Origin of the sequence: Pseudomonas sp. KBN10P06128, from assembly GCF_037574945.1 — a bacterium.
Lineage (GTDB): Bacteria > Pseudomonadota > Gammaproteobacteria > Pseudomonadales > Pseudomonadaceae > Pseudomonas > Pseudomonas aeruginosa.
Genome location: NZ_JBBELR010000001.1, coordinates 298,110 through 312,277, shown reverse-complemented (window position 1 = coordinate 312,277; position 14,168 = coordinate 298,110). Strand labels below are relative to the sequence as shown.

Here is a 14,168-nt window from a genome sequence, read left to right as displayed (position 1 = left end):
CTTCGTCGGGGAAGCCGGCGATGACGTTTTTCAATCGGTTCGATGCCGTTTTCCCCGCTTGCCGATCCGCTCGCCGTCTACGATTCTTGCTGGACGTGAGAACGGCTCCGGAGGGGCGCGCATGAAAACCGTGGCACAACTGTTGAACGCCAAGCAGAACCAGCAGGTGTACACCATCGGACCGGACGAGATGGTGCTCGACGCCCTGCGCCTGATGGCGGAAAAGAACATCGGCGCGCTGCTGGTGGTGAACCATGGCGAGGTGGTCGGGGTGGTCAGCGAGCGCGACTATGCGCGCAAGATGGTCCTCAAGGGCCGTTCGTCCATCGGTACGCCGATCAGCGCGATCATGAGCGCGCCGGTGGTCAGCGTGGACTCGAAGCAGAGCGTCGACACCTGCATGAACCTGATGACCGATCGCCACCTGCGCCACCTGCCGGTCGTGGAAGACGGCCAGTTGCTCGGCCTGCTGTCCATCGGCGACCTGGTCAAGGCGGCGATCGCCGAGCAGGCCGAGCTGATCCAGCAACTGGAACAGTACATCCGCGGCGACTGAAGCGTACATGCCGGCCCTGCCCTTTTCCCGCCGGCTCACGCGATAATCCGCGGCTGTTCCCGTTGCGAGCCGCCGCCATGTCCTCTCCGCCGAAGATCCGCCGCTACATTCCCGCCGACCGCGATGCCACCCTCGCCATCTGGCTGGAGGCCTCGCGCGTCGGCCACGGTTTCCTCGGCGAAGCCGAGTTGCAGAAGCAGAAGGCACTGGTTCGCGATCATTATCTGGATGCCTCGGAAACCTGGCTGGCGCTGGACGGCGATACGCCGCTGGGCTTCATCGGCCTGCTCGATGCCTTCATCGGCGGCCTGTTCGTCGCCCCGACGGCCCACGGGCGCGGGATCGGCCGGCAACTGGTGGAGCACGCGGCAACCCTGAAGGGCGCGCTGGAGGTCGAGGTCTACGCCGCCAACCGCGAGGCGCTGGGGTTCTACGCGCGCTGCGGCTTCGTCGAGAGCGGCCGACGCCCGCGCGACGACGAGGGGCGCGCGCTGGAGATCGTCCAGTTGCGCCGCGAACACTAGTCGCCCTTACGGAAAACGCTCGGCGAGACGCCGCTCAGGCGCTTGAAGAAACGGGTGAAGTAGGCCGGCTCGCTGAAGCCGAGGCGGTCGGCGATCTCGTTCACCGTCATCGCCGTGTAGACCAGGTCGCGCTTGGCCTCCAGCAGCAGGCGCTGGTGCACGATGCCCAGTGCGGTCTGCCCGCTGAGGCGGCGCGCCACGCCGTTCAGGTGTGCCGGGGAGATGCCCAGGCGACGCGCGTACTCGTCGATTCCCAGGTGCTCGCGGAAATGCCGCTCGACCAGTTGCGAAAAGGCCGATAGGTATTCCTGACCACGACCCGGCCGTGCCTCCGCCCGCCGGACCATCACCTGCCGCCCCAGCCACACCGCCAGCACGCCGATCAGCGACTGCAACAACAGCTCGCGCGCCGGCGCAGCGCCGGCGTACTCGCCGTCTATGGCGTCGAACAGCGTGTCGATATAGCGCCGGTCCGCGCCCACCGGGTACAGCCCCGGCGCTTCCAGCGCCTGGCGCTGCGCGCCGAGGTGCGCCTGCAAGCGGGCCAGCAACGGTGCGGCGAGCGTCAGCACGTAGCCGTCGATGCGCTCGGAGAACTGGAAGCCATGGATGCACAACGGCGGTACGAACTGGATGGAGGGCTGCTCGACGCGAGTCGGCTCGCCCTCGACCTGGAGCTGCGCCCAGCCCTTGCGCACGTAGAGCAACTGAGCGAGATCGGCATGCCGGTGCGGCTTGATCTCCCAGTCGTGCAGGCGACTGCGGGCGGGGATCGACTCGCAGTGCAGCAGGTCCGGGGTCGGCCATTCGAGGGGCGCGCCGTAGAGCTTGAACACCGGGACGTCGCGGGTGGAATCCGTCATCGAGCCCTCCGAGCGAAATGGCCGATTGCCGAACAGACTTTATAAAAGTCCAGAAATAGATCGGCAATTTGCCTTCTATAGCACCCCACGGCAAACAAAAATACAGCCACCTCCAGACAAGATCAGCGCCGGCGCATGCGCCGCCGGCCAGCCATAACAGCGAGAGGGCTATCCGCAATGAAGACTCAAGTCGCCATCATCGGCGCCGGTCCGTCCGGCCTCCTGCTCGGCCAGTTGCTGCACAAGGCCGGCATCGACAACGTGATCCTCGAACGCCAGACCCCGGACTACGTGCTCGGCCGCATCCGCGCCGGCGTGCTGGAACAGGGTATGGTCGACCTGCTGCGCGAGGCCGGCGTCGACCGGCGCATGGCGCGCGACGGGCTGGTCCACGAAGGCGTGGAGATCGCCTTCGCCGGGCAGCGCCGGCGCATCGACCTGAAGCGCCTGAGCGGCGGCAAGACGGTGACGGTCTACGGCCAGACCGAGGTCACCCGCGACCTCATGGAAGCCCGCGAAGCCTGCGGCGCCACTACCGTCTACCAGGCCGCCGAGGTGCGCCTGCACGACCTGCAAGGTGAGCGCCCCTACGTGACCTTCGAACGCGACGGCGAACGGCTGCGCCTGGATTGCGACTACATCGCCGGCTGCGATGGCTTCCACGGCATCTCGCGGCAATCGATCCCGGCGGAACGGCTGAAGGTCTTCGAGCGGGTCTATCCGTTCGGCTGGCTCGGCCTGCTCGCCGACACCCCGCCGGTCAGCCACGAACTGATCTACGCCAACCATCCGCGCGGCTTCGCCCTGTGCAGCCAGCGTTCGGCGACCCGCAGCCGCTACTACGTACAGGTGCCATTGACAGAGAAGGTCGAGGACTGGTCCGACGAGCGCTTCTGGACGGAACTGAAAGCGCGCCTCCCGGCCGAGGTGGCGGAGAAACTGGTGACCGGTCCTTCGCTGGAGAAGAGCATCGCGCCGCTGCGCAGCTTCGTGGTCGAGCCGATGCAGCATGGCCGGCTGTTCCTCGCCGGCGACGCCGCGCACATCGTGCCGCCCACCGGCGCCAAGGGACTGAACCTGGCGGCCAGCGACGTCAGCACGCTCTACCGGCTGCTGCTGAAGGCCTACCGCGAAGGGCGGGGCGAACTGCTGGAACGCTACTCGGCAATCTGCCTGCGGCGGATCTGGAAGGCCGAACGCTTCTCCTGGTGGATGACTTCGGTGCTGCATCGCTTCCCCGACACCGACGCGTTCAGCCAGCGCATCCAGCAGACCGAACTGGAGTACTACCTGGGCTCCGAGGCGGGCCTGGCGACCATCGCCGAGAACTATGTCGGCCTGCCCTACGAGGAAATCGAGTAGGCCGCGCCACCCCGGCGCAACGCCGGGGCACCGTTCCCAAGGCGGGACGCAACGTTGGCGCAGGCGAATATCGACGAAAGACGACCCTCGGATCGATATTCCCCGGCACCTGTCCTACCCCAGGCGCAGTATGATGCCCGCTGCCTTCGCGTTCCGTCCGCCCCAGGTGCCGTCTTGTCCGATCTCGCCCAGAACCCGCCCGCCGTCCGTACCGTCCTCGCCGGCCTGATGCTGTCGATCTTCCTCAGCGCCCTCGACCAGACCATCGTCGCCGTCTCCCTGCCGGCGATCTCGGCCGACTTCGCCGACCTCGACCTGCTGGCCTGGGTGATCTCGGCCTACATGGTGGCGATGACCGTATCGATGCCGATCTACGGCAAGCTCGGCGACCTCTACGGCCGCCGCCGTCTGATGCTCTTCGCCATCGTCGTGTTCACCGCCGCCTCGCTGCTTTGCGGGCTCGCGCAGAGCATGGGCCAACTGGTGCTGGCGCGAGTGCTGCAAGGGGTCGGCGCGGGCGGGCTGATGGCGGTGAGCCAGGCGATCATCGGCGACATCGTCCCGCCGCGCGAGCGCGGCCGCTACCAGGGTTACTTCAGCAGCATGTACGCCATCGCCAGCGTCGCCGGCCCGGTGCTCGGCGGCCTGCTCACCGAGTACCTGTCGTGGCGCTGGGTGTTCTGGATCAACCTGCCGATCGGCCTTCTCGCGCTGGCCATCTCGCGGCGGACCCTGGTCGGCCTGCCGGTGCCGCGCCGGCAACCGGTGATCGACTACCTGGGCATCGTGCTGATGGTGGTGGGCCTCACCGCGCTGCTCCTGGCCATCACCCAGATCGGCCAGGGCGCAGCCTGGAGCGACCCGGCGCTGCTCGGCCTGTTCGCCCTGGCGGCGCTCGCCCTGCTGCTGTTCGTCGCCCAGGAGCGGCGCTTCCGCGAACCGCTGGTGCCGATGCAACTGTTCGCCGTCCGCGCCGCCACCCTCAGTTGGCTGGTTGCGTTCTTCGCCAGCTTCCAGGCCATCTCGCTGACCGTGCTGGTGCCGCTGCGCTACCAGAGCGTTACCGGCGCCGGCGCCGACAGCGCCGCGCTGCATTTGCTGCCGCTGGTCATGGGCCTGCCGCTGGGCGCGTACTGCTGCGGGCGGCTGACCGCCAGCCTGGGACGCTACAAGCCGCTGATCCTGCTCGGCGCCGTCCTGTTGCCCTGCGGCATCGCCGGCCTGGCCCTGGTCCCGGTCGGCGACCACTGGCTGTCCGGGCTGTGCATGCTGCTCACCGGGATCGCCATCGGTACCCAGTTCCCGACCAGCCTGGTGGCCGCGCAGAACGCCGTGGAGCAACGCCACATCGGCGTCGCCACCAGCAACGCGACGCTGTTCCGCTCCCTCGGCGGGGCGGTCGGGGTGGCGCTGATGTCGGCGATCCTGCTAGCCCTGCTCAAGCACCTGCGGATCGGCGGCGGGCTCGACCAGGGCTTTTCCGAGAGCGCCCTGCTGAGCAGCCTGGACGCCGCCAGCGGGCCGGCCCGGGTGATCCTCCAGCATGTCCTCGCGGATGCCTTCAAGGTGCTCTTCCTGGTCAACGCGGCGGTGGCGCTGCTCGGCCTGGCGGTGGCCTCGGCACTGCCCGACATGACCCTGCGCGGCCGCGGCGCGACGCAACCGGCGGCAGGCGAGTGAGCGGACGCCGATAATCGAACGCTTTCGTCCCGTTGGCGACGGCGTCCGGTTTACAAAAGTAACCGTTCGGTACATTTTCCCGGCATCGATGACATCATTGCTGTGGAGGCTGCGCCATGACGCGCACGGTATTGGTCCTGAACGGCCCCAACCTGAATCTGCTCGGCACCCGCGAGCCGCAGACCTACGGCCGGCGGACCCTGGGCGAAATCGCCGCCGAATGCGCGGCCTTCGCCGAAACGCGCGGCTTCGCCGTGGACTTCCGCCAGACCAACCAGGAAGGCCAACTGCTCGACTGGATCCACCAGGCCCGCGGCCGGGTCGCCGGCATCGTCATCAACCCCGCCGCCTGGACCCACACCTCGGTGGCGCTGCGCGACGCCCTGGCCGCGGTGGAACTGCCGGTGGTCGAAGTGCACCTGTCCAACGTCCACCAGCGCGAAGCGTTCCGCCACCACTCCTACGTCTCGCCGGTGGCGCTGGGGGTGATCTGCGGATTCGGCAGCCTCGGCTACCGCCTGGCCCTGGAACATTTCGCCGAGCGTTTCGAGGCGGCCGCATGAGCGCGCCGCGATCGGTTCTCGCCGGCCTGATCGGTGCCGGCATCCAGGCGTCGCGGACCCCTGCCCTGCACGAGCGCGAGGGCGACGCCCAGGGCATCCGCTATCTGTACCGGCTGATCGATCTCGACCCGCTGGGCAAGTCGGCGGACGACCTGGAGTTCCTGCTCGCCGCCGCCAGCGACCTCGGCTTCACCGGGCTGAACGTCACCTTCCCCTGCAAGCAGGCGATCATCCCCCTGCTCGACGAACTCTCCGCCGAGGCGCGCGGCATCGGCGCGGTGAACACCGTGGTGCTGCGCGATGGCCGGCGCATCGGCCACAACACCGACTGCCTGGGCTTCGCCGAGGGCTTTCGGCGCGGCCTGGCCGACGCGCCGCGCCAGCGCGTGGTGCAGATGGGCGCGGGCGGCGCCGGCGCGGCAGTGGCCCACGCGCTGCTCGCCGAGGGCGTCGAGCGGCTGGTCCTGTTCGACGTCGACCCGGCGCGGGCCCAGGCCCTCGCGGACAACCTCAACCAGCACTTCGGCGCGCCACGAGCGCTCGCCGGCAGCGACCTGGCCGGCGCCCTGGGCGACGCCCAGGGATTGGTCAACACCACCCCGGTGGGCATGGCCAAGCTGCCCGGCATGCCGGTGCCGGCGGAACTGTTGCGCGCCGACCTGTGGGTCGCCGAGGTGATCTACTTTCCGCTGGAAACCGAGCTGCTGCGCCAGGCCCGCGCCCTCGGCTGCCGCACACTGGACGGCGGCACCATGGCGGTGTTCCAGGCGGTGAAGGCATTCGAACTGTTCAGCGGAGTAGAGGCTGACGCCGCGCGCATGCAGGCGCACTTCGCCAGCATGGGCGACTGAATGGCCCCCCTCTCCCGCCAAGGGGAGAGGGGACGGCAGTCAAGCACGGATGTAGCGCAATACCGCCTCGCCGATCATCCGCCGATGCCGCTGGCGAACCTCGGCGTCGTGCAGGTCGGTGCGGAAGATCCGCGACACGGTGTAGCGATTGGACACCCGGTAGAAGCAGAACGAACTGATCAGCATGTGCACGTCGAGCGCCTCCAGCCCGGCGCGGAACACCCCTTCCGCTTCGCCGCGGCGGAGAATCTCGGCGATGCTCTGGACGATCGAGCTGTTGACGCTCTGCACCAGCTCGCTGCTGGCGATGTGCTCGCCCTTGTGGATGTTCTCGATGCTGATGATGCGCACGAAATCCACGTGCCGGTCGTGGTAGTCGAAGCTGAACTCCACCAGCTTCTCCATCGCCTTGGCCGGCGGCAGCGCGCCCAGCCGCAGGGTGCCCTCGATACCGCGGATGTCGCTGTAGAGCTTCTCCAGCACGGCCTGGTAAAGCTGCTCCTTGCTGCCGAAGTAGTAATAGATCATCCGCTTCGAGGTATGCGTGCGCTCGGCGATGGCGTCGACCCGCGCACCCGAGAGGCCCTGGGCGACGAACTCGTCGATGGCGGCGCGGAGGATGTCCTGGCGGGTCTTCTCGGGATTGTTCTTGCGTCCCTTGCCGCGCGGAGCGGATTCCTCCACGAGGGCGGGATCAGGCTTGGACATCGGTGACTCACTCGTGGCCGGCGGGAATTGCGGCCGATTATGCGGGGCCCGCCCGGCTGTAGGAAGAGCAGCTGCCGGAGCCCCGACAATTCTCACAGCTTGGCCCGGCGCACACCCCGCCGCGCTTGCGCCATCGCCGCCAGGCGCACCGGCACGTTGGCCGCGCCGTAGCCGGCGTAGCCGTGGCGGCGCTGGAGGATCTCGAAGAAGAAACGCTCCTCGAACGGCTCGGTGAACACATGGAACAGCTCGCCGCCCTGGGCGTCGCGGTCGTAGAGGACGTTGTAGTAGGCCAGTTCGCTGAGGAACTCGTCGTCGAAGTCGAAGCGCGCGGCGAGGTCGTCGTAATAGTTCAGCGGGATTTCCAGCAGTGCGACCCCGGCCTCCTTGGCCTGGGCCACGGCGGCGAAGATGTCGGCGCAATCGAAGGCGATGTGGTGCACGCCGGAACCGCGATAGCTGGACAGCGATCGGGCGATGGCGGTGTTGCGGTCCTCGGAAATGTTCAGCGGCAGGCGCACGCTGCCGCAGGGGCTACGCACGGCACGGCTGGTGACCAGGCCATAGGGGTCGGGCAGCACCACCTCGTCATCGGCGCCGAAGTCGAACAGGCTCTTGTAGAACAGCACCCAGCTGTCCAGGCCTTCGGCGGGCAGCGCCAGGGCCACGTGGTCGACGCGTCGCAGGCCGAGGCCGGAGGTGTCGGCGTCGTTCGTCACGAAGTCGCTGTCGTAGATGCTGCGGCCCTCGGTGTGCCGGTCGACCAGATACAGCAGGCTGCCGTCGAGGGCGCGCACCGCCGGGATTTCCCGCTCGTTGGGGCCGAGCAGTCCGCGGTACGGCTGGCCTCCGTACGCACGAGCGCGCCCCAGCGCCTGGCCGGCGTCACGCACGCGCAGCGCGGTGGCGCACAAGGACGGTCCATGGGCCTCGAAGAAACCGTGGGCGAAGGAATAGGGCTCGGCGTTCAGTACCAGGTTGATGTCGCCCTGGCGCAACAGGCTGACATTCTTCGAACGGTGCTCGCCGGCCCTGACGAAGCCCAGTCGCTGCAACCACTGGCCAAGGCGCGCGCCGAGCGTCTCGTCGACGGCGAACTCGAGGAACTCGATGCCGTCGCAGAGGCTCGCCGGCGGCGGCGCGAACAGCTCGTCCACCGCCACGTGCGGCATCTGGCGTTGCAGGCGCTCGCGGGTCTTCTCCTCGAGGTAGAGCAGCGAGCGCAGGCCGTCGACGGCGTTGGCGCGGGTCGGCGCGGCGCGGAAGCCGTCGTTGAAGACCTCCAGCGACAGCGGACCGCGATAGCCGGACGCGACGACCGGCGCGAGGAAGCCTGCCAGGTCGAAGCCGCCCTGACCCGGGAAGCAGCGGAAGTGCCGGCTCCATTCCAGCACGTCCATTGCCAGCAACGGCGCGTCGGCCATCTGCACGAAGAAGATCTTTTCCCCGGGAAGATCGGCGATGCCGCGCGGATCGCCGTCCAGCGAAAGGGTATGGAAGCTGTCGAGGATCAGCCCGAGGTTCGCCTGGTCGGCCCGCCGCACCAGGTCCCAGGCCTGCTCCCAGGTGTTCACCTGGCGCCCCCAGGCCAGCGCCTCGTAGCCGATGCGCAGGCCGCGGACGGCGGCGCGCTCGGCCAGCAGCCGGAGGTCATCGGCCAGCAGCGCCGGTTCGCCGAGGGCATCGGCAGCGACGTTGCTGCACACCAGCACCAGGTCGGTGCCGAGTTCCTGCATCAGGTCGAACTTGCGTTCGGCGCGCTCCAGGTTTCGCCCCAGGCGTTCCCGGCGGCAGCCCTCGAAGTCGCGGAACGGCTGGAACAGCAGGATCTCCAGGCCCAGGTCGGCACACAGCCGGCGTACGTCGCGCGGGCTGCCGTCGTAATGAAGCAGGTCGTTCTCGAAGATTTCCACCCCGTCGAAACCGGCAGCGGCGATGGCCTCGAGCTTTTCCGGCAGGGTGCCGCTCAGGGATACGGTGGCGATCGAACGCTGCATGCTTCGACTCCTCAATGCGCCCTACGGCGCCTGGCGCCGCGCGAGGGCCGGCGGCGGAACGGCGGAGGCGCGGATAGCCCGCGCGGGATGCGCCGGGAAGCCACTTCGGGTCGCTGAGACCGCTCGCCCGGCAAGCCGATTATTGGTTTGCGCCAACTGACGGGCAACGCAAAATGTACGAACTGGTTAGTATTCCGTTCGAATATCGAACGGAAGCACGATTATCGAATTGACGCTTTTTCGACCAATCGCGCACCATCGCAGCCACCCGTGCAGGCCGTCCCGATCTGCCGGAAGCGCTCCGCGCTTCTTCCCCGGGCACCTGCGCAACCCACGCGACATAACAATTTCAAGAATCGGGTACCCGCTCATGTCCATCGCCGACCTCTCCGTCCGCCCTCCATCCCGTCCGCTCGCCGCTCGCCCGGCCCGACCGCCCCTGGCCCGCTGACACCGGCGCGGCCCCTGGCCCGCCTGCGTGCAACCCAGAACGACAAATCCAGGCCGGGCGCCCAGGCGCCGGCCGCCGAAAGGATGGCCCCGTCAATGATCCACTCTTCCAGCTCTCGACTGCTCGCCGCCGACGCCCCGCGGGAATCCCGCGGCGGCAGGATCCGCAACGCCTTCGCCGTCGGCCGGACGCGCTGGGGCATGCTCGCCCTGGTGTTCTTCGCCACCACCCTGAACTACATCGATCGCGCCGCCCTCGGCGTGATGCAGCCGATCCTGGCCGAGAAGATGAGCTGGACGGCGATGGACTACGCCAACATCAACTTCTGGTTCCAGGTCGGCTACGCCATCGGCTTCATCCTCCAGGGCCGCTTCATCGACAAGGTCGGGGTCAAGCGCGCGTTCTTCCTCGCCGTGCTGCTCTGGAGCCTGGCCACCGGCGCCCACGGCCTGGCGACCTCGGCGGCGGGCTTCATGGTCTGCCGCTTCATCCTCGGCCTGACCGAGGCGGCCAACTACCCGGCCTGCGTGAAGACCACCCGCCTGTGGTTCCCCGCCGGGGAACGGGCGGTGGCCACCGGCATCTTCAACGCCGGCACCAATGTCGGCGCGATGGTCACCCCGGCCCTGTTGCCGCTGATCCTCGGCGTCTGGGGCTGGCAGGCGGCGTTCCTCTGCATGTCGGCGCTGGGCCTGGTCTGGCTGGTGTTCTGGTGGCGCAACTACTACAACCCCGAGGAGCATCCGCGGGTGAAGCAGAGCGAGCTGGAATACATCCAGCAGCAGCAGGAGCCGCCCGCCACCCGCGTGCCCTTCTCGCAGATTCTCCGCCGCCGCGGCACCTGGGCCTTCGCCCTGGCCTACTCGATCACCGCGCCGGTGTTCTGGTTCTACCTCTACTGGCTGCCGCCGTTCCTCAACCAGCAGTACGGCCTGGGCATCAGCGTGACGCAGATGGGCATCCCGCTGATCCTGATCTGGTTGACCGCCGACTTCGGCAGCGTCGGCGGCGGCATCCTTTCGTCCTGGCTGATCGGCCGCGGCATGCCGGCGATCCGCGCGCGCCTGCTGTCGATGCTGCTGTTCGCCTGCACCATCGTCGGCGTGGTGTTCGCCGCCAACGCCAGCGGCCTGTGGATCGCCGTGCTGGCCATCGCCCTGGCGGTCGGCGCACACCAGGCGTGGACGGCGAACATCTGGAGCCTGGTGATGGACTACACGCCCAAGCACCTGATGAGCACGGTGTTCGGCTTCGGCGGCATGTGCGCGGCGCTGGGCGGGATGTTCATGACCCAGATCGTCGGCGGCGTACTAACCGCGACGAACAACAACTACGCGGTGCTTTTCACCATGATCCCGGCGATGTACTTCATCGCCCTGACCTGGCTGTACTTCATGGCCCCGCGCCGGATCGAAGCCTGAGTCCAAGCGCCCGGCGCTCGCCGGGCGCCTCCCTGCCTAGAGAACAAGAACGAAGGGACACTCCCATGTCGCACCCGAGCCACGTCCGCGCGCTCTGCGCTTCCCTCTGCCTGGGCGCCGGCCTGCCAGTCCATGCCGGGCAAGGTTTCCTCGAAGATGCCAAGGCCAGCCTCACCGCGCGCAATTTCCACCTGCACCGCAACTTCGTCGGCGATGCCAGCCAGGGCAAGGCCGAGGAGTGGACGCAGAGCTTCATCCTCGACGCCCGCTCCGGCTTCACCCAGGGCAGCGTCGGCTTCGGCCTCGATGTCCTCGGTCTCTACAGCCTGAAGCTGGATGGCGGCAAGGGAACGGCCGGCACCCAACTGCTGCCAACCCACGACGACGGCCGCCCGGCCGACGACTTCGGACGCCTGGCGGTGGCCGGCAAGCTGCGCGTGTCGAACAGCGAACTGAAGATCGGCGAATGGATGCCGGTGCTGCCGATCCTCCGCTCCGACGATGGCCGCTCGCTGCCGCAGACCTTCCGCGGCGGCCAGCTCAGCGCCAACGAGATCGCCGGCCTGACCCTCTACGCCGGCCAGTTCCGCGGCAACAGCCCGCGCAACGACGCAAGCATGCAGGACATGTCGCTGTTCGGCCTGCCAGCCGCCACTTCCGACCGCTTCGATTTCGCCGGCGGCGAATATCGCTTCAATGGCGAACGCAGCCTGCTCGGCCTGTGGAACGCCGAGCTGAAGGACATCTACCGCCAACAGTACCTGCAACTGCAACACAGCCAGCCGCTCGGCGACTGGCTGCTGGGCGCCAACCTCGGCGGCTTCCGTGGCCGCGACGCTGGCAGCGCGCGCGCCGGCAAGCTCGATAACCGCACCGTTTCCGCGCTGTTCTCCGCGCGCTACGGGCTGCATACCCTCTATCTCGGCTTGCAGAAGGTCAGTGGCGACGATGGCTGGATGCGGGTCAACGGCACCAGCGGCGGAACCCTGGCCAACGACAGCTACAACGCCAGCTACGACAATCCCGGCGAGCGCTCCTGGCAACTGCGCTACGACTTCGACTTCGTTGGCCTCGGCCTACCCGGCCTGACCTTCATGACCCGCTACCTGCATGGCGACCATGTGCGCCTGGCCGGAGTCACCGACGACGGCAGCGAATGGGGACGCGAGAGCGAGCTGGGCTACACGCTGCAGAGCGGCGCCTTCAAGCGTCTCAACGTCCGCTGGCGCAACTCCAGCCAGCGCCGCGACTGGGGCAGCAATACCCGCTTCGACGAGAACCGGCTGATCGTCAGCTATCCGCTGAGCCTGTTGTGAAGCCTACGCGCCGACCCCGTTGCGTTCAGCGGCCACGGCGCCAGGCGACCACCAGGCCGCTGGCGCAGATGACGAGGATGCCGAGCAGCGACCAGGCGTCCGGCACGTGGCCGAACACCAGCAGGCCGAGCAGGCCGGCGAAGATGATCTGGCCATAGCTGAACGGCGCCAGGGTCGCCGGCGGCGCATGGCGGAAGGCCTGGGTCAGCAGCAGGTGGCCGCCCATGCCGCAACCGCCCAGGGCGATCATCATCAGGCCGTGGAGAAGACTTGGGGTCTGCCAGAAGAACGGCACCAGCAGGCTCATGATGAGCGTGTTGAAGATGCCGGCGAGGAAGTTGCTGGTGGTCGGGCTGTCGCTGTTGGCGAGCATCCGCGTGAGCAGTTGGTAGAGCCCGAAGCACAGCGCCGAGCCGAGCGGGAACAACGCCGCCGGGGTGAACAGCGCGCCACCGGGACGCACGATGAAGAGCACGCCGATGAAGCCGGTGAGCACCGCCAGCCATTGGCCGAGGCTGACCTTCTCCTTCAGCAGCGGCACGGATAACGCGGTCACCAGCAGCGGTGCCAGGAAGTTCACCGCGGTCGCCTCGGCCAAGGGCAGGTAGCGCAGGCCGGTGGTGAAGAACAGGCTGGTGCCGATCAGGCACAGCGCCCGCGCCAACTGCATGAGCGGACGGCGGCTGCGGATCACCGCGAGGCCGTTGCGCGGCACGAACACGGCGACCATCAACAGGGTGTGCACCAGGTAGCGGGCCCAGACCACCATGACGATCGGGTAGAAACCGGAAAGGAACTTGGACAACCCGTCGTGGCTGGCGAACAGGAACACCGCGGCACAGATCAGCAGGATGCCGCGCAGGGTCTGGTCGCTGGCGGGCAGCGGGGAGGTGGATGCGTTCATCGGAGGGTCCGGGCACCAGGGCAAATCGATAGCAGGCTATTTATTCTGACGGTACCCGCCATCGAGGAAAGAAACGATCGGCTTCAACGTTTGGAAACTATAGAACCCCGTTCCATTATGCAAACGGGCAACCTGCCTGCGCGGTGGCGCTACAGGCGGGCGAGCAGCGCCCGGGTCCGCTCGATCGCCAGCCGCGCCCGCTCCGCGCCATCCACGCCGCGCGCGAGCAGATCCAGCGCGGGCACCTCCAGGCTCAGCGGCAGGTTCTCCGGCAAGGCGCGCAGCAGCGCCAGCAGATCGAGCCCGCCATCGCCAGGGAAGCGCCGTTCCTCGCGGGCCTGGCGAAGGATTTCGTCCATCGACGTCGGACGCGGCCCGACGACATCGCAGAGTTGCGCGTAGCCCAGGCGCGCAGGCGGGATCGCCCGCAGGTCTTCCAGGCTGCTGGCCGAGCGGTCGAAATGGAAGGCGTCCAGCAACAGGCCGGCGTTATCCCGCGCCGCCGCCTCGACCACCCGCGCGGCCTGCCGCAGGTCGCGGATCCCGGTCCAGGGCATGAACTCCAGGTGCGGGTCGAGGCCGAGCGGCCGCGCCAGGTCGCACAACGCGGCGAAATTGTCCGCGCTGCGCCGTTCGTCGTCATCGTTGCCGGCCACCAGCACATAGCGCGCGCCGAACTCGGCGCCGACCTCCAGCACCGCGGCGAACTCGCCGACGCGGGTGTCCGGACGCAGGCGCAGGATCTCCACGTCCAGCGTGCGCACTCCGCTGTCGCGCAGCCGCGCCAGGGTCCGCCGGCGCAGGCCGGCATCGGCCAGCAGCGGATAGTGGTGCTCTTCCACGGTGGCCGGCACCAGGCGCAGGCCGACATGACTGTAGCCGGCGCGGGCGGCAGCCTCGACCATGTCCGGGGGCGACAGCTCGAGCACGGTGAGCGCCGCCAGGGAAAGAATCCTCGATTCCATGCACTAC

The 14,168-nt window shown here is 68.2% G+C and carries 13 protein-coding genes; 8 read left to right on the top strand and 5 right to left on the bottom strand.

The features are described 5' to 3' along the window. The first annotated feature begins 121 nt into the window (after positions 1-121). Entirely contained in the window at positions 122-556 is a 435-nt protein-coding gene (locus VQ065_RS01415) for a CBS domain-containing protein (protein ID WP_003084101.1), read from the top strand. A 77-nt stretch (positions 557-633) separates the two neighbouring features. Then, positions 634-1,080 (top strand): GNAT family N-acetyltransferase, encoded by a 447-nt coding sequence (locus tag VQ065_RS01410; RefSeq protein WP_003084100.1) that lies wholly within the window; start codon positions 634-636, stop codon positions 1,078-1,080. On the opposite strand, the gene VQ065_RS01405 is transcribed toward VQ065_RS01410, so the two are convergent. After that, complete coding sequence (locus tag VQ065_RS01405) at positions 1,077-1,943, bottom strand: helix-turn-helix domain-containing protein (RefSeq protein ID WP_003084097.1); 867 nt, start codon at positions 1,941-1,943, stop codon at positions 1,077-1,079. The two genes, VQ065_RS01410 and VQ065_RS01405, sit on opposite strands and share 4 nt — an antisense overlap. A 177-nt stretch (positions 1,944-2,120) precedes the next feature. Between VQ065_RS01405 and pobA the strand changes: the two genes are divergently transcribed. The 4 genes from pobA to VQ065_RS01385 all read left to right on the top strand — a co-directional run bounded on the left by pobA (position 2,121) and on the right by VQ065_RS01385 (position 6,399). Next, entirely contained in the window at positions 2,121-3,305 is a 1,185-nt protein-coding gene (gene pobA / locus VQ065_RS01400; protein ID WP_003084095.1) for a 4-hydroxybenzoate 3-monooxygenase, read from the top strand. Between the two features lie 174 nt (positions 3,306-3,479). Beyond that, on the top strand, positions 3,480-4,985 hold the full coding sequence (locus tag VQ065_RS01395) for an MDR family MFS transporter (RefSeq protein WP_003084091.1): 1,506 nt from the start codon (positions 3,480-3,482) through the stop codon (positions 4,983-4,985). Between the two features lie 116 nt (positions 4,986-5,101). After that, positions 5,102-5,548: a type II 3-dehydroquinate dehydratase gene (gene aroQ, locus VQ065_RS01390; RefSeq protein ID WP_003084089.1), complete on the top strand. Its 447-nt coding sequence runs from the start codon at positions 5,102-5,104 to the stop codon at positions 5,546-5,548. Beyond that, positions 5,545-6,399 carry a shikimate dehydrogenase gene (locus VQ065_RS01385; protein WP_023098421.1) on the top strand — a complete coding sequence of 285 codons (855 nt, stop codon included), beginning with the start codon at positions 5,545-5,547 and terminating at the stop codon, positions 6,397-6,399. Before aroQ ends, VQ065_RS01385 begins: the two co-directional genes overlap by 4 nt. A 39-nt stretch (positions 6,400-6,438) precedes the next feature. On the opposite strand, the gene VQ065_RS01380 is transcribed toward VQ065_RS01385, so the two are convergent. Then, complete coding sequence (locus tag VQ065_RS01380) at positions 6,439-7,107, bottom strand: TetR/AcrR family transcriptional regulator (RefSeq protein WP_003133062.1); 669 nt, start codon at positions 7,105-7,107, stop codon at positions 6,439-6,441. A 92-nt stretch (positions 7,108-7,199) separates the two neighbouring features. Continuing rightward, on the bottom strand, positions 7,200-9,104 hold the full coding sequence (gene quiC, locus VQ065_RS01375) for a 3-dehydroshikimate dehydratase QuiC (protein ID WP_003084086.1): 1,905 nt from the start codon (positions 9,102-9,104) through the stop codon (positions 7,200-7,202). Between the two features lie 546 nt (positions 9,105-9,650). Between quiC and VQ065_RS01370 the strand changes: the two genes are divergently transcribed. Both VQ065_RS01370 and VQ065_RS01365 read left to right on the top strand, forming a co-directional pair. Then, on the top strand, positions 9,651-10,976 hold the full coding sequence (locus VQ065_RS01370) for an MFS transporter (protein WP_003084085.1): 1,326 nt from the start codon (positions 9,651-9,653) through the stop codon (positions 10,974-10,976). 65 nt (positions 10,977-11,041) lie between these two features. Beyond that, on the top strand, positions 11,042-12,292 hold the full coding sequence (locus VQ065_RS01365) for an OprD family porin (protein WP_003084084.1): 1,251 nt from the start codon (positions 11,042-11,044) through the stop codon (positions 12,290-12,292). Positions 12,293-12,317: 25 nt separating this feature from the next. Here the strand turns inward: VQ065_RS01365 and VQ065_RS01360 are convergent, their stop codons facing one another. Next, on the bottom strand, positions 12,318-13,196 hold the full coding sequence (locus VQ065_RS01360) for a DMT family transporter (protein WP_003084083.1): 879 nt from the start codon (positions 13,194-13,196) through the stop codon (positions 12,318-12,320). Positions 13,197-13,345: 149 nt separating this feature from the next. Further along, positions 13,346-14,161, bottom strand: coding sequence for a sugar phosphate isomerase/epimerase family protein (locus tag VQ065_RS01355; RefSeq protein ID WP_003084082.1), 816 nt, complete (start codon positions 14,159-14,161; stop codon positions 13,346-13,348). Between the last annotated feature and the right edge of the window lie 7 nt (positions 14,162-14,168).

Coding starts and splice junctions, on each gene's coding strand:
- VQ065_RS01410 (WP_003084100.1), top strand. CDS start 634: ATGTCCTCTCCGCCGAAGATCCGCCGCTACATTCCCGCCGACCGCGAT.
- VQ065_RS01355 (WP_003084082.1), bottom strand. CDS start 14,161: ATGGAATCGAGGATTCTTTCCCTGGCGGCGCTCACCGTGCTCGAGCTG.
- pobA (WP_003084095.1), top strand. CDS start 2,121: ATGAAGACTCAAGTCGCCATCATCGGCGCCGGTCCGTCCGGCCTCCTG.
- VQ065_RS01370 (WP_003084085.1), top strand. CDS start 9,651: ATGATCCACTCTTCCAGCTCTCGACTGCTCGCCGCCGACGCCCCGCGG.
- VQ065_RS01380 (WP_003133062.1), bottom strand. CDS start 7,107: ATGTCCAAGCCTGATCCCGCCCTCGTGGAGGAATCCGCTCCGCGCGGC.
- aroQ (WP_003084089.1), top strand. CDS start 5,102: ATGACGCGCACGGTATTGGTCCTGAACGGCCCCAACCTGAATCTGCTC.
- quiC (WP_003084086.1), bottom strand. CDS start 9,104: ATGCAGCGTTCGATCGCCACCGTATCCCTGAGCGGCACCCTGCCGGAA.
- VQ065_RS01405 (WP_003084097.1), bottom strand. CDS start 1,943: ATGACGGATTCCACCCGCGACGTCCCGGTGTTCAAGCTCTACGGCGCG.
- VQ065_RS01385 (WP_023098421.1), top strand. CDS start 5,545: ATGAGCGCGCCGCGATCGGTTCTCGCCGGCCTGATCGGTGCCGGCATC.
- VQ065_RS01365 (WP_003084084.1), top strand. CDS start 11,042: ATGTCGCACCCGAGCCACGTCCGCGCGCTCTGCGCTTCCCTCTGCCTG.
- VQ065_RS01415 (WP_003084101.1), top strand. CDS start 122: ATGAAAACCGTGGCACAACTGTTGAACGCCAAGCAGAACCAGCAGGTG.
- VQ065_RS01360 (WP_003084083.1), bottom strand. CDS start 13,196: ATGAACGCATCCACCTCCCCGCTGCCCGCCAGCGACCAGACCCTGCGC.